General features: G+C 44.9%; 15 protein-coding genes. 9 read left to right on the forward strand and 6 right to left on the reverse strand.

Features of this window, described 5'->3' with window-relative positions:
• Positions 1 to 121: 121 nt before the first annotated feature.
• The gene (locus tag B5F87_RS16625) at positions 122 to 1,033 is read right to left on the reverse strand and encodes an Rpn family recombination-promoting nuclease/putative transposase (protein WP_087283055.1); all 912 of its coding nucleotides are present in this window, start codon (positions 1,031 to 1,033) and stop codon (positions 122 to 124) included.
• A gap of 299 nt (positions 1,034 to 1,332) precedes the next feature.
• On the opposite strand from B5F87_RS16625, the gene B5F87_RS16630 reads away from it, so the two are divergent.
• Positions 1,333 to 2,004 (forward strand): DUF1287 domain-containing protein, encoded by a 672-nt coding sequence (locus B5F87_RS16630; protein ID WP_087283057.1) that lies wholly within the window; start codon positions 1,333 to 1,335, stop codon positions 2,002 to 2,004.
• Positions 2,005 to 2,064: 60 nt separating this feature from the next.
• Here B5F87_RS16630 and B5F87_RS21065 read toward each other — a convergent pair whose 3' ends face one another.
• A complete protein-coding gene (locus B5F87_RS21065) occupies positions 2,065 to 2,223 on the reverse strand; it encodes a hypothetical protein (RefSeq protein WP_158097081.1) in 159 nt (52 codons plus the stop codon).
• A 287-nt stretch (positions 2,224 to 2,510) separates the two neighbouring features.
• Positions 2,511 to 3,839, reverse strand: coding sequence for a nucleobase:cation symporter-2 family protein (locus B5F87_RS16635; RefSeq protein ID WP_087283059.1), 1,329 nt, complete (start codon positions 3,837 to 3,839; stop codon positions 2,511 to 2,513).
• Positions 3,840 to 4,148: 309 nt separating this feature from the next.
• Here B5F87_RS16635 and B5F87_RS16640 point away from each other — a divergent pair, with 309 nt between their 5' ends.
• Positions 4,149 to 4,412, forward strand: a complete 264-nt coding sequence (locus tag B5F87_RS16640) for a DUF1294 domain-containing protein (protein WP_087283061.1) — start codon at positions 4,149 to 4,151, stop codon at positions 4,410 to 4,412.
• 40 nt (positions 4,413 to 4,452) lie between these two features.
• A complete protein-coding gene (locus B5F87_RS16645) occupies positions 4,453 to 5,049 on the forward strand; it encodes a M48 family metallopeptidase (protein ID WP_087283063.1) in 597 nt (198 codons plus the stop codon).
• A 13-nt stretch (positions 5,050 to 5,062) separates the two neighbouring features.
• On the opposite strand, the gene B5F87_RS16650 is transcribed toward B5F87_RS16645, so the two are convergent.
• Positions 5,063 to 5,716 carry a DUF6198 family protein gene (locus B5F87_RS16650; protein WP_087283065.1) on the reverse strand — a complete coding sequence of 218 codons (654 nt, stop codon included), beginning with the start codon at positions 5,714 to 5,716 and terminating at the stop codon, positions 5,063 to 5,065.
• Between the two features lie 6 nt (positions 5,717 to 5,722).
• Positions 5,723 to 6,148 (reverse strand): MarR family transcriptional regulator, encoded by a 426-nt coding sequence (locus tag B5F87_RS16655; RefSeq protein ID WP_087283067.1) that lies wholly within the window; start codon positions 6,146 to 6,148, stop codon positions 5,723 to 5,725.
• A 178-nt stretch (positions 6,149 to 6,326) separates the two neighbouring features.
• Here B5F87_RS16655 and B5F87_RS16660 point away from each other — a divergent pair, with 178 nt between their 5' ends.
• The 6 genes from B5F87_RS16660 (at position 6,327) to B5F87_RS21245 (ending at position 12,635) form a co-directional block, all read left to right on the forward strand.
• Positions 6,327 to 7,547, forward strand: coding sequence for a phosphoenolpyruvate hydrolase family protein (locus B5F87_RS16660; protein ID WP_087283069.1), 1,221 nt, complete (start codon positions 6,327 to 6,329; stop codon positions 7,545 to 7,547).
• Between the two features lie 171 nt (positions 7,548 to 7,718).
• Positions 7,719 to 8,936 carry a Tm-1-like ATP-binding domain-containing protein gene (locus B5F87_RS16665; RefSeq protein ID WP_087283071.1) on the forward strand — a complete coding sequence of 406 codons (1,218 nt, stop codon included), beginning with the start codon at positions 7,719 to 7,721 and terminating at the stop codon, positions 8,934 to 8,936.
• A 154-nt stretch (positions 8,937 to 9,090) separates the two neighbouring features.
• Entirely contained in the window at positions 9,091 to 9,921 is an 831-nt protein-coding gene (locus tag B5F87_RS16670; protein WP_087283072.1) for a phosphoenolpyruvate hydrolase family protein, read from the forward strand.
• Positions 9,922 to 10,160: 239 nt separating this feature from the next.
• Entirely contained in the window at positions 10,161 to 11,000 is an 840-nt protein-coding gene (locus B5F87_RS16675) for a tyrosine-type recombinase/integrase (RefSeq protein WP_087283074.1), read from the forward strand.
• Between the two features lie 515 nt (positions 11,001 to 11,515).
• Positions 11,516 to 12,025, forward strand: a complete 510-nt coding sequence (locus tag B5F87_RS16680) for a hypothetical protein (RefSeq protein ID WP_087283076.1) — start codon at positions 11,516 to 11,518, stop codon at positions 12,023 to 12,025.
• Positions 12,026 to 12,482: 457 nt separating this feature from the next.
• The gene (locus B5F87_RS21245; protein ID WP_171900630.1) at positions 12,483 to 12,635 is read left to right on the forward strand and encodes a hypothetical protein; all 153 of its coding nucleotides are present in this window, start codon (positions 12,483 to 12,485) and stop codon (positions 12,633 to 12,635) included.
• 43 nt (positions 12,636 to 12,678) lie between these two features.
• Here B5F87_RS21245 and B5F87_RS16685 read toward each other — a convergent pair whose 3' ends face one another.
• Positions 12,679 to 13,281: a Fic family protein gene (locus B5F87_RS16685; RefSeq protein WP_087283078.1), complete on the reverse strand. Its 603-nt coding sequence runs from the start codon at positions 13,279 to 13,281 to the stop codon at positions 12,679 to 12,681.

The raw sequence follows: 13,281 nt of genomic DNA on the forward strand, positions 1-13,281 counted from the left end.
CTATAAACAGATAAGTAATTCGACAGCCAAAAAGCAGAAGTTCCGACAAGGCAATTATACATATCTGTTTCTTATCAAAGAAGAATTTTTCCCATAGACACAGAAAATTTTACGCCCTCTTTTATTTATTTTTCCTTTCCTTCCAATACTCTTGCCCATAACCAGCTTTCCTCATATCATCGAGGAATTCTTCCTCTGTCTGTTCCAACTCCTGAGAAGCATCCAAAACTGACAGCTTGCCGCTGGCGACCAGGCGATATAAATGCATCTTTCCCATTTGTACGCCGCGCTCAATTCCCTGCTCAATGCCGCGCATTATTCCTCTTTGTTCTAATCTCTCCGCGACATCACACATAGTGATCACCTCCTCTTTCTCAAAAGATAAAATACTGGCATATCTGTTATCACCTGTCATTACAGACAACAGCTTCAGTACTTCATCCACATGTTGAATTATACGTTTATCATCGGGTACATAGTCTTTATTTTTTCTCTTTTGGACGAAAAAATTCGCCACAATACCAAAATCACTCTCAAACATAGCCAGCTGTTCGTCCGTCAGCCATGCAATATCAAACACGTGCATGCTGTAATCACTGACATATTTGTCCAGATCCTCCGGGATATCCAACAGTTCTTTGATGGAACATGGTTCGTTCCATCTTTCCTTCGTTCCAAAATGCAGCACCAAAGTAATGACCGGAACGGGCTTTCTCTTTTGTAACAGCTGTTGACGGTATGCCGCTCCGTCATATCCGATGACACGAAACGGCATATTCTTTTCAATGTCTGTCTGGTTCTCTATCCCAAACAACGACATGTGGATCTTTTGTTTCTCCCAATATTTGGAGACATCCCTTTCCTGCTCGTGAAGAACGCCATCATCTGCTTTATACTGTGAATGAACAGCTGTAGCGGTCAGATCATCCGGATCGATCCGCTGTCTTCCTTCCAGAACAAGAACGTTAACGATATCTGCAAACACATCATTGTAATCTGCAAGTATTTTTTCAGATAAATCTTTTTGTCCCATAATATCCCTCCCTTCCCAGATATCTCGTAAAACAGGAGGAAACCCTTACAAGACTTCCTGCATCAATTACAATTTTATGTTATCATAAAAAGTTTAAAAATGCTATACTTTTTTATAAAATATTATAGGAAAGGTCAGAAAATTGTTTCTGATTTGACAGCTCTGATTTGATATTTATCTGGTATAATATATATATCCAGTGTGTAGGTGTGTGATTACAGACCTCGCAGGAAATGTACAGGCATTACCTATCAGTAATATGAAATCAATCTGGATAAAAATAAAAAAGGGGAGAGTATATGTCAAAAAAGAAAATTTTTCTGGCAGCAGCGATAGTTGTCCTCGTTGTAGCAGCGGTATGTCTCTGGCATTTCCGGCATTATTTTACGGGAACAAGCAGTGCGCCGGTGGACGCCAGGACCAATGCGGATTTTAGTATTGAAGATATTCACAGTTCCGTGGACCGGGACGGCGACGGCGTCGATGACCAGGCGGATATTCTGCAGGGAGCGAGAGAATACATTTCCACTAATCCAAAGTACAAGAGCCAGTATTACTACACAGGATATCCCGACGATGAATACGGCGTATGCACGGATGTGGTGGCAAATGCGCTCCGGAGCGCAGGCTACGACCTGATGGAGCTGGTTAACGCGGACATTCTTGCCAATCTGCAGGATTATGATATCGAGGAGCCGGATATCAATATTGACTTCCGCCGGGTGAAAAATCTGAAAGTATATTTTGAACATACGGCAATTCCGCTCACCACAGATGTCCACGACATCGAGCAGTGGCAGGGTGGGGATATCGTTATCTTTGATAAACATATCGGCATCGTTTCCGATAAAAGAAATGATGACGGTGTCGCCTATGTGATTCATCACAACAGTCCGTTTCAGGCCGCCTATGAGGAAGATATCCTGGAAAAAAGAGATGATCTGGTGGCCCATTACAGGGTCAGTGAATAGAAAGCAAAGTAGAGAAAAGAAAATAGCGGGGCGGCAGTGAGCTGCCCCGTTGTTGTATTTTTAATCTTTTATCTGCTGTGAGGATGCATGCGGGTCTTCTTCCCGCGGTTTTGCCCCGACAATTCTTCGTATCAGATCAAGAATTTCGTGCTCGCTGTGTCCTCTTTCGTCACACCATTCGATGACTTCTTTAATTTCTTTTTTATCCAATTCTTCCATAACTCCTCCTTTCCCCACCGAAGTGGTTATTGTCTAATAAAGACAATAATAATACAATATATCATTAAAAATAAATCAATATAATAACAATGAAAAATATTAAAAATTATAGAGAAGATTTTCTCTAAGTATACCACATTTCGGAGAAAGAAAAAACACTATTGAGCATTTTTATATAGTCAGAAAATGTAGCCACAATCATTGCCAGGTAAAAGATAAAAAATACCCCTGTCTGAGTGAACGGACAGGGGCGAAAAAGGAGCGGTATATTCAGCTCCTCCGGGTCATTAATCTGCCGGTGAATTATCTTCCGGCACAATGATATTAAGAATGAATACGATAAGGAAGGACACCATCAGTGAGCTTCCGAGGATGTTCTTTGCAAGCTGCGGACAGAACTGCAGCACATCCGGTACGGCGTCAATGCCGACGCCGATAGCAAGAGCAATACCGACGATCAGTTTATTTCGGTAGTTCATCGGCTGCTCGCCGAGAAGCTGGATACCAGACATGGTGATGGCGGCAAATACGGTTACGGTCGCGCCGCCAAGAACCGGCTGCGGGATAGTGGTCATCAGTGCGCCGAACTTCGGACAGAAACCTGCGGCGAGCATGATAACGCCGACAATGAGGAATACTCGTTTGGCAACAACCTTGGTGGTACAGATCAAGCCTACGTTCTGGCTGTACGGGTCGGTCGGCAGACCGCCGATGATAGCGCCGATCATACCACAGATGGACTGCCCTTTGATGGCGCCGCCCAGTTCTTTGTCGGTTGCCTCACGTCCGAATCCTCCCATGGCGGTGGAGGAAACGTCTCCAATCGTCTGCACAGCCTGTACCACATACATAAGAATCATCATGATGATGGCATCTGCATGGAATTCCAGTCCAAAATGGAACGGAATCGGAACAGAAATCAGACCGGCATCATTAAAGGTGGAGAAATCAACGATATCTCCCATAAATAAAGCGATCACATAACCGACAACGATACCGATAAGCATACCGGATACTTTCAGATATCCTTTGCCAAAGAGGCTGCAAGCCAGAGTCACAACTAAAGTGACAACTGCGAGAATCCAGAATTGCGGAGAACCAAAGGTTCCTGCGCTCTGGGTGGCAGAACCGCCGCCCATGTAAGTGATGGCGGTTTCATACAGGGAAAGACCGATACTCAGCACTACCGTACCGCTGACGATAGGAGGGAAAAAGCGGCGAATCTTGCCCATAAACATACCAATAAAAATAGAGACAAAACCTGCCACTAATTGGGAACCGAAGATAGCCGCAATACCGTACTGCGTTCCGATCATGGTCAGAATTGGCATGTAGGCAAAGGCAACGCCCATAACGCTTGGAAGCCCCATACCGAAGCCCAGAACCGGGAAAAGCTGGAGCAGAGTAGTAATACCGCCGATCAGCATTGCTGCCTGTGTGAGCATGATCTGATCTGCAGCGGAGAGGGAAAGTGTGCTGGCGATGAGCATTGGCGGAGTGATGTTGCCGACGAGCATAGCCAGAACGTGCTGCATTGCCTGTGGAAAAGCCTGTCCGAAGGTAGGCTTACCATTGAGCTGAAACAGCTCACTGCTGGATGAAGTATTTGTTTGCATGATATCAACTGCCTTCCTTTGTTTTTAGTACATAGTATTTTTAAACGACTTACCTATCATAACAAATCAATTTCTGTCTGTCTATGTCGAATTAATAAAATCGTAAAGATTATGAAAAAAAGTGGAGAAAAATAAACGTGAATGTTAAAATTTAGTGAAATCTGCCAGAGGAGATGCCCTGTGACGAAATCATTGTTATAATGATATCTAACGGAGATTGTGCATTAAACTGAAACAATACCGGGAAATGTCGTTTTCTGCCTGAAACAGCATTGCGATATACAATCGTGGAACAGAAAGGAACAGCATATGAAATTATTTATCTATTATTTAGTTGTGACTAATCTTATCACATTTTTTCTTTACGGCATTGATAAATGGAAGGCGGCCCGCCATCGATGGAGAATATCCGAGGCGGTTCTGCTGCTGGCGGCGTTGATTGGCGGCAGTATCGGAGCTCTGGCAGGAATGTACGGCTTTCATCACAAGACGCTGCACAGAAAGTTTACCGTCGGCGTGCCGCTCATTCTGATCGCGCAGATTATATTGATTTTGTGTCTGCTGCAGCTGTAATTGTATTAAAAAATAATATGAGGCAGGAGGGAAGCAATCAATGCTTCGGGAATATATATTACATTATAATAGAAGAGAAACAGACGGCGGAGAGGAAAATGTTCCGGTTCAAATTATCCGTTCGTCTCGGAAGAGCATCGGTCTTCAGGTGAAGGAGAGCGGGGAGGTGCTGGCGCGGATTCCCGACCGGTTTTCGGAACGGGAACTGAGAGAGTTTCTGGAGGCGCACCGCCAGTGGGTGCTGCAAAAGGTATTGCTGGCCAGACGGTCGGCCGGAACCAGGAAGACGACCGGCGCTGTGCCGGTACAGGAGCTGGACGCCGCAGAGAAGGAAAGAATCAGGGAGAAGATTGCCGGGAGGGTGTGCCATTACTGCCGGGTCATGGGCGTGACTGTCGGACGAATCACCATCCGTAATCAGAAGACCCGGTGGGGAAGCTGCAGCGCAAAAGGCAATGTGAACTTTAATTATCAGCTCTACTATCTGCCTGACGAGCTGCTGGATTATGTGGTGGTTCACGAGCTGGCGCACCGCCGGCACATGAACCATTCCTCCGCTTTCTGGAAAGAGGTGGAAAAGTATTTTCCAGACTATATAGAATGCAGGGAAGAGCTGAAAAAAATAAGAATGATTTAAAGAATTTCGCCAGTCATCGGAAAGCTGGCATTGATGGAAATAAAATCGGCTTCAGGAAGGCCAGGTATCTGCCCAAAAGTCGGGCGGTGAAACCCACCAGCAGAGCAGCAATGATGGTTCCCTCCCGGACGCCTTCCAGGCGATGGACGAAAAGGAACGACAACGCAGCGGCAATGACCGTGAGGGAGACGTCAAATGCCACCTTTGTGTTGCCGAAATTGGTGTTCCAGGTGGTGGAAACCGCCCGGACAAAGGATTCTCCGGGAAGCATTGCCACATTTGCCAGCACTTCCATATAGACACCGAAGCCCAGAATCACACATCCGATTAACAGATAGATAATCTTGAGTCCATATGCCCCAGGATGAACAAAGCCCAGCAGAACCATGGTCAGGTCAATGAAGTAGCCGAACAGAATGGAGATGGGAATCTGAAGCAGATGCTCGGCTTTAAAGTTTTTCCTCAGTATGAAAAGCTGGATAATAATTAAAAGAATACTGAAAATGATGGTGAACTGTCCGAGAGTCATGGGAAAATTCAGACTGAGTACATAGGGAATCGAAGAGATGGGCGAGGTACCCAGGTCTGCCTTGGTGATCAGGCTGACTCCCAGTGAATTGATGAACAGTCCGATCAGGAAAATAATATAACGTTTTACTTTTTCCATAGAAATCTAGTCCTCCTTTGATGTCAAATTCTCATAAATTCTGGAAAATGTTTTCATAAACTGCTGTCTGTCCGCCTCCGATATGCCCCGAAAAGCCTCGTTCTCGATACTTTCAAAGCTTTCGGTGACGAGATTCCGAAGTTCTTCCCCCTTTTCGGTCAGGAAAACATAGGAATTGCGCCGGTTCCCGTGAAGCATTCTGCGTTCCACCAGTCCTTTTTCTTCCATGCGGTTCAGGATGGATGTCAGAGAACCGGCTTCAATGTGGCAGCCTCTGGCAATCTCTTTCTGGCTGGAGCCGTTGTGGTCTTTCAGGTAATCGAGAACCTTAGGCTGACCGAGAGTAAGGCCGGAACCTTTGATGCGGGCCAGCAGAGCCCTTTGGACCATGGCCTGTTCCGCCATGACCAGATAATGAAATGAAGAATTCAAAATACTTCCTCCTTTTACGAATGAAAATAATTATAATTGAAATAGTTTGAATTATAACTATTTGCAATGTCTATTATAGGAAGACGTATGAGAAATGTCAAGATTGGTTCCGGTAAAACAGGCGGACCTGTGATATAATATTTATCAGGGGATATTGAGGAAATCTTGGGGGTGACATATGGACAGAAAGACGATTTTAAAGACTTTGCATGCAAGGATACACATTAACGGCCATATCATCGGGGCGGCCATCGGTTCGGGCATGGCGGCGAAATATGCATCGCTTGGCGGAGCTGATCTGCTGCTGGCGCTCAGCGCAGGAAAATATCGGGTGATGGGCAGGAGTTCCATGGCAACCTTCTTCTGTTACGACAACAATAATGAGTCGGTCATGGAGATGGGCAAACGGGAATTGCTGCCGATCATCAGGGACACACCGGTGTTGTTCGGCCTGCTGGCCAGCGATCCGTTTATCCATCTTTATGATTATCTGAAGGAGATCAGGGAGGCGGGATTTTCCGGCATTGTCAACTACCCGACGCTTGCCATGATCGACGGACAGTTCCGGGAGGGACTGGAAGAGGAGGGCAACACCTACGAGCAGGAGGTGGAAGCTATCAAACTTGCTCATTATATGGATATGTTTACAGTAGCTTTTGTGACTAATATCGAGGAGGCGCGGTGGATGATGGAGGCCGGGACAGACGTCCTGTGCGTGCATCTGGGACTTACAAAAGGGGGATATCTGGGAGCAAAAAAATACATTTCCATTGACGAGGCGAGACAGCTGACGGAGAAGATTTTCAAACTCTGTGATGAAATCCGGCCGGATGTGATAAAAATGATTTATGCGGGACCGGCCAACACGCCTATCGACATGCAGTATTTTTATCAGACAACCCGGTGTCAGGGATATATCGGCGGATCGACTTTTGACAGGATTCCTACCGAGAGAGCCATTCTCAACACTACGAAAGCGTTCAAAAGCTACGGGAATTTCGACCGGAATGATCCTATGACGAAAATGCTGCACGGGGACTGGAAGACCGGGGATTACGTGAATTTTACCTGTAAGTACATTGAAGAGCATTATATGGAAAATATCCAGCTTTCCGATATCGCCATTGTGGCACATGTGTCGGCCTCTTATCTGAGTACCCGTTTCAAAAAAGAGACCGGAATGAATTTCACGGAGTATCTGGTACGGTTCCGGATCAACAAGGCTGAGGAGCTGTTAAAAGAGAGCAATATGCGCTGCCGGGAGATTGCCGAGAAAGTAGGATACTTCGACTATGCGCACTTTTCCAAGATTTTTAAGAAATACAACGGTATGTCTCCTCGCGCATATCAGGAAAGCTGCCGGGATGCCAAAATTCATGTGTCGGCGTATACACATTAGTCGCCAGACTTGACAGTTAATATAAACACATAAAAAAATAAGATAAAAACTAGAAAATGAAAATATAACCACAAGAAAAGAGAATATAAACACATTTCTATAAAAGAAAAAGAAGAGTAGAATCAAGATATGCAGCATCGTTGATTCTACTTTTTTTGAAAGGAGGATATTTTGAGAACCATAGCAATTGCCGGAACCTTTGATTCCAAGGGGGCGGAATATCAGTATATCAAAGGATTGGTGGAAGAATTGGGGTTACGGGCGTACACCATTCATACCGGCGTCTTTGAACCGATGTTTGAGCCGGATGTTTCCAACGGGGAAGTGGCAGCCGCAGCTGGTTATAATCTCGAAGAGATTGCAGCGAAAAAAGACCGTTCTCTTGCCATGGAAGCGCTGGCAAAGGGCATGGAGACTATTGTGCCGAAACTTTATGCTGATGGAAAGTTTGACGGGATTTTGTCGTTGGGTGGTTCCGGAGGAACCTCTCTGGCGACAGCGGCCATGCGTGCTCTGCCGATTGGTGTGCCGAAGCTGATGGTTTCCACCATGGCGTCCGGAGATGTGGAAAGGTATGTAGGAACAAGTGATATCATCATGATGCCATCTATTGTGGACGTGGCGGGACTGAACAAGATCTCCAAAATGATCTTTAAAAATGCAGTGCTCGCTATGGCCGGGATGGTATCCTGCGGCGATAAGCTAAAGAACGACACGACAGAGCAAAAACCGCTCATCGCTGCTACCATGTTTGGCGTGACCACGCCTTGTATTGAGCAGGCAAAAGTATATCTGGAAGAGAAAGGTTATGAAGTGATGGTTTTCCATGCCACGGGAACCGGCGGCAAAACAATGGAAGCTCTCATTGACGCAGGATTCTTTGCCGGTGTCCTGGACCTGACAACCACAGAATACTGCGACGAGGTTGTGGGAGGAATCCTCGCGGCAGGCCCGGATCGATGCGGGGCAGCTATCCGTCAGAAGGTACCGCAGGTTGTTTCTGTGGGCGCCTGCGATATGGTGAATTTCGGTGAGATGGATTCCGTGCCGGAACAGTTCAGAGGAAGGAATCTTTATAAACATAACCCGGCCGTAACACTGATGCGTACTACTGTGGAAGAAAATGTGGAGATTGCACACCGTCTAGCGGAGAAGTGGAACGGAGCCCGGCGTAAGATGGTTCTGCTTCTGCCGAAAAAAGGAGTCTCCATGATAGATGCGGAGGGACAGCCTTTTGACGGACCGGAAGAACGGAAGACATTATTTGAAACATTGAAAAAAGAAATTCGCAACGATAATGTGGAAATTGTTGAGCTGGATAATAACATCAACGATGAACACTTTGCTCTGACAGCGGCAAAAACGCTCCTTGAACTGATGGCTGATTAGTAAAGGGGTATGGTGAAATACAGAGGGCGATGAAAGGCGGCATAAGGAGGAGAGGCTGCCCGCTCAGGAAATGTTTGTTTATCTGCCCGCAAAGAAACGTAAGAAGAGTGGAAACTGTTGACGCAAAAACAAATCATATCAGGAGGTAATGGAAATGTTAAGAAAATCAAGAAGTGAGATTTTGAAGGATTTCAGAGAACAGGTAGCGCAGGGAAAGATTCTTGTGGGCGTGGGCGCCGGCACCGGCATCACCGCAAAATGCAGTGAGAAAGCAGACGTGGATATGCTCATCATCTATAACTCCGGCCGTTTCAGAATGGCAGGACGCGGCTCCCTTTCAGGACTCCTTTCCTATGGCGACGCCAACGCCATCGTGCAGGAAATGGGACAGGAAGTGCTTCCGATTGTAAAGAAGACTCCGGTTCTTGCCGGCGTGTGCGGCACAGACCCGTTCCGCGTTATGGACATTTTCTTAAAACAGTTAAAAGATCAGGGCTTTAACGGCGTACAGAACTTCCCGACTGTAGGCCTTATCGACGGAAAGTTCCGTGCCAACCTGGAGGAGACAGGCATGGGATACGACCTGGAAGTAGATATGATCCGCGAGGCACACAAGCTTGACATGCTTACCTGCCCATATGTATTTGATCCGGATCAGGCAAGAGCCATGGCGGAAGCAGGCGCGGACATCCTTGTGGCACACATGGGACTGACAACCAAGGGCTCCATCGGAGCGGAAACTGCCCTGACCCTCGACGACTGCGTGGTAAAAATCCGTGAAATTATCGCAGCAGGCCGGGAAGTAAATCCGGATATCATGGTAATCTGCCATGGCGGCCCAATCGCTGACCCGGAAGACGCTGCTTATGTTATCGGACAGGTTCCGGAAATCGACGGCTTCTTCGGCGCATCTTCCATTGAAAGACTTGCGTCTGAGAGAGGAATGACCGCACAGGCAGCGGCATTTAAGGCAATCGAAAAATAGAGGATAGCAGCTGATATTTTCAATCCATAATATATAGAAGGGCATTTGCCAGAAATAATTCCGGCAGATGCCTTTCGTTTTGGCTCAGTCAGGATAATTTGCGAAATTCGACTGCCGGGATATGCGTTTATATAAAAGCGATATATAATTGAGAGGAATAAGAAGGATTGTTTAAATAAAATCTATAATTTACGGGTAAGAATATAGTTAAAAAGCAGAAAAGAAAGGACAATATTATCATGAAAAATATTCTGACCGTCACACTTATGAAACAATATGAAAGCCATTTGCTGCAGGAAGAAAAAAGTGTCTCCACACAAAAACAGTACCGCAGAGAGATTCTGCGTTTTCTTGCTTTTGTTTCAGAAAAAAAGATTACGAAGGAGTTGGTGATTCAATATAAAAAAGAGCTTATGGATCAATATCAGCCCGTCAGCGTAAATACAAAACTGGCAGCAGTCAACGGTTTTCTGTCTTTTGCCGGTTATGGAGAATATCGGGTAAAACAGCTGAAGATTCAGAGAAAGCCTTATTGTTCCAGCGACAGAGAATTGACGAAAGCGGAATACACCCGTCTGCTGCAATCCGCAAAAAACCAGGGCCAGGATAAACTGTGGACTATTCTGCAGACGATCTGCGGAATGGGCATACGAATTTCAGAACTTCCATTTATCACAGCGCAGGCCGTGCGTGATGGAGAGGCAGCTGTTCAATTAAAAGGGAAAAACAGGGTGATTTTAATGGGGAAAAAACTGCGTCGCATTTTAAAAAAATATATGGACAGACAGGGGATTTCCCGCGGCCCGCTCTTTGTGACAAAAAATGGAAAGCCAATGGACCGCAGCAATATCTGGAAAATGATGAAAAAACTATGCCACAGCGCCAGGGTGAATCCACAAAAGGTTTTTCCGCACAATCTTCGCCACCTGTTTGCCAGAACATTTTATAAAACCAACAAAGATATTGTGAAGCTGGCAGATGTGCTGGGACACAGCAATATTAACACCACAAGAATCTATATTATTTCTACAGGGAAAGAGCACCAGAGATGCATGGACGCTATGGGACTGGTCATATAAAAAGAAAATGTAAAAATGAGAAGCTGTTTTGAAAGATGTCTACATAATTTGTATTATGTGGTAAACATAACCGACTTATATCATATCATTATATATCATTTGTTTTCACTATAGCATAATCCCGTTTTACCGTCAATGAAATTTCTGATATGGAAAAAAATGCAGGAAAAATTGACTCTTATTTCAACTTTTTTTTGCATGATAAAAGAAAAGAAAAATGATATGACATGTGACTATACCATTATTAGAAAAAAAGGTACAACAAAAAACCCTCTTTTAATAAAAAAATAAATGAGGGTTTATACAAGTATGTATATAATGAAGCAGAAATCAAAAGAAAATGACTCTTTTTCAATTTTTATGGTACTAAAAGCAATAATAAATACATTATGTACAATATACGTAGATTGCTTTTACCACATAATACAAATTATGCGGTTTCTTGCCTGAATCCAGACGGATGACTGTCGAGACGTACCCGGCGAGGACAGGCCGACAATACAGGGGATGGAGATATGGGAAAGATAGCAGAGAAAACAAAAAGAAAGAAACTGAACTTTGTGGAGAAGAACGTTATTCAGACCGGGCTTCTGATTACCTTTGAGAACGTACAGGACGACGTGCAGAGCGAGGAGCCGGAAGGCATGATCTACAATGTACATATTCCATATGGAATCAGCTACCGGGGATACGGAGATCTGTTTATGAAAATGGAGCGCATTTACAATCTTCTGGATCGCCCACAGGCAGAGTTTGAGATGCGTAACCTGAAAAAGACAAACTGGAAGGGAACCGTCCTGGAGAACACAGACAGATGGAACTTCGAGGACAGCTGCTTTGAAGACTTCAAGAAACTGTACATTTCCAGCAAAAGATGGGCCTATGCGGAGACGCTGTTCCGGCGCCACGGAAGCTGGCAGGGAGTGATGAAGACAACGAAGACAGGCTCCCTGTATTATCGGAGCGACCTGGAGCTGATGCATTATATCGCAGAGTATCTGCGGGAAACGAAAAAGAAAAGATAAGGAGCCATTGCATTTTTTATGCAGCAGGCTGTATGCAAAAAGGATTGATATCAACATTTGTAAGATATCAATCCTTTGTTTTTTGAGAGCTTAGAAGCTCGCCGTAGAGCTGGAGAAAACGTTGAAATAAATCAATCTGGGATTCATCGTCAGAATCCAAAGATTCAAGCAAAACAGCCGGAAATAATTCGCTGTATTGATCGGAAATGATTTTTCCACGGATAAGATAATCGAGGCTTGTGTGAAACAAGTCCGCGACATCAATTAATTTTTCTATAGATAGGCTATTTAAAATATAAAATCTGTTCTGTTATTTTGCTCGCATATATGGTAAAATATATATTATATGAAAAAAGAAATAAAATATACTATAATAATTGAAAATATTGTATAGATATGATATAATATATCTGTCTTTTCAAGACAATACCTGGGAAACCGGAGAAAGGAGCAGAGAATGGATAACACAAAAGAATTCGTCAGCTTTTGCAGAAAACTTTTACGAGTCATTGAAAAAATTGAAAAACATCTGGAAAACGGCGAAAATGATAAAGCCCTTGCTTTGGTCAAGGAGTTAAAGGAAGATACACAGAAAGATATTGAAGCATAAGTAACCATAGAAAATGGAGCGGTCTTGCACCGCTCCCAAATTTTTATCCCATTTTCCGCACAATCCGCTGCATGAGCCGGTTCATTTGTTCGTATTTTAATAAAAATGAGTCGGCGCTGGCCTGGATCATCTCTTCGGCGGACACCTCGGAGAAATCCACCTCGTATCCGGTTCGTTCTGCAAGAATCTCGATGAAGAGCCGCTGGGTCCTGCCGTTGCCTTCCCGGAAAGGATGTAACGCATTGATCTCTGAGAGATAATAGGCAAGACGAAGAGGCATCTCTTCGTCTGTACATTTTGTGAGATACTGTTCTTTTTTCAGCTGGCCGAAGATGTATTCTGCCTGCTGGGAAATGAACAGATGACTGCAGAACATGGTTCCTTTGTTGATGTTCACGTTGCGGACTTCGCCTGCCCAGTCGTAGATATCCCCGAAAATGTATTTGTGGAGGCGCCGCAGATACCGGAAATCCATGACGCCCGCCGGCGGATTTTTGCGCAGCGCGAGGATGCGCAGGGCGGTGATGTTGCGCTCCGCTTCCTCCAGCAGATCTCCGTCCGTGATGTTCAGTTTATTTTTCAGGACAAAAGAATCAGGATAGCAATAGATGCTGTCCTGTTCGAATTCATAATAATAATCTTTCAT

It is taken from the genome of Eubacterium sp. An3, assembly GCF_002159465.1.
GTDB lineage: Bacteria > Bacillota > Clostridia > Lachnospirales > Lachnospiraceae > Anaerobutyricum > Anaerobutyricum stercoris.

What these genes read in the sequence shown, in the direction of transcription:
- B5F87_RS16625 (WP_087283055.1), bottom strand. Translation starts at nt 1,033, where the DNA reads ATGGGACAAAAAGATTTATCTGAAAAAATACTTGCAGATTACAATGAT.
- B5F87_RS16630 (WP_087283057.1), top strand. Translation starts at nt 1,333, where the DNA reads ATGTCAAAAAAGAAAATTTTTCTGGCAGCAGCGATAGTTGTCCTCGTT.
- B5F87_RS21065 (WP_158097081.1), bottom strand. Translation starts at nt 2,223, where the DNA reads ATGGAAGAATTGGATAAAAAAGAAATTAAAGAAGTCATCGAATGGTGT.
- B5F87_RS16635 (WP_087283059.1), bottom strand. Translation starts at nt 3,839, where the DNA reads ATGCAAACAAATACTTCATCCAGCAGTGAGCTGTTTCAGCTCAATGGT.
- B5F87_RS16640 (WP_087283061.1), top strand. Translation starts at nt 4,149, where the DNA reads ATGAAATTATTTATCTATTATTTAGTTGTGACTAATCTTATCACATTT.
- B5F87_RS16645 (WP_087283063.1), top strand. Translation starts at nt 4,453, where the DNA reads ATGCTTCGGGAATATATATTACATTATAATAGAAGAGAAACAGACGGC.
- B5F87_RS16650 (WP_087283065.1), bottom strand. Translation starts at nt 5,716, where the DNA reads ATGGAAAAAGTAAAACGTTATATTATTTTCCTGATCGGACTGTTCATC.
- B5F87_RS16660 (WP_087283069.1), top strand. Translation starts at nt 6,327, where the DNA reads ATGGACAGAAAGACGATTTTAAAGACTTTGCATGCAAGGATACACATT.
- B5F87_RS16670 (WP_087283072.1), top strand. Translation starts at nt 9,091, where the DNA reads ATGTTAAGAAAATCAAGAAGTGAGATTTTGAAGGATTTCAGAGAACAG.
- B5F87_RS16675 (WP_087283074.1), top strand. Translation starts at nt 10,161, where the DNA reads ATGAAAAATATTCTGACCGTCACACTTATGAAACAATATGAAAGCCAT.
- B5F87_RS16680 (WP_087283076.1), top strand. Translation starts at nt 11,516, where the DNA reads ATGGGAAAGATAGCAGAGAAAACAAAAAGAAAGAAACTGAACTTTGTG.
- B5F87_RS21245 (WP_171900630.1), top strand. Translation starts at nt 12,483, where the DNA reads ATGGATAACACAAAAGAATTCGTCAGCTTTTGCAGAAAACTTTTACGA.
- B5F87_RS16685 (WP_087283078.1), bottom strand. Translation starts at nt 13,281, where the DNA reads ATGAAAGATTATTATTATGAATTCGAACAGGACAGCATCTATTGCTAT.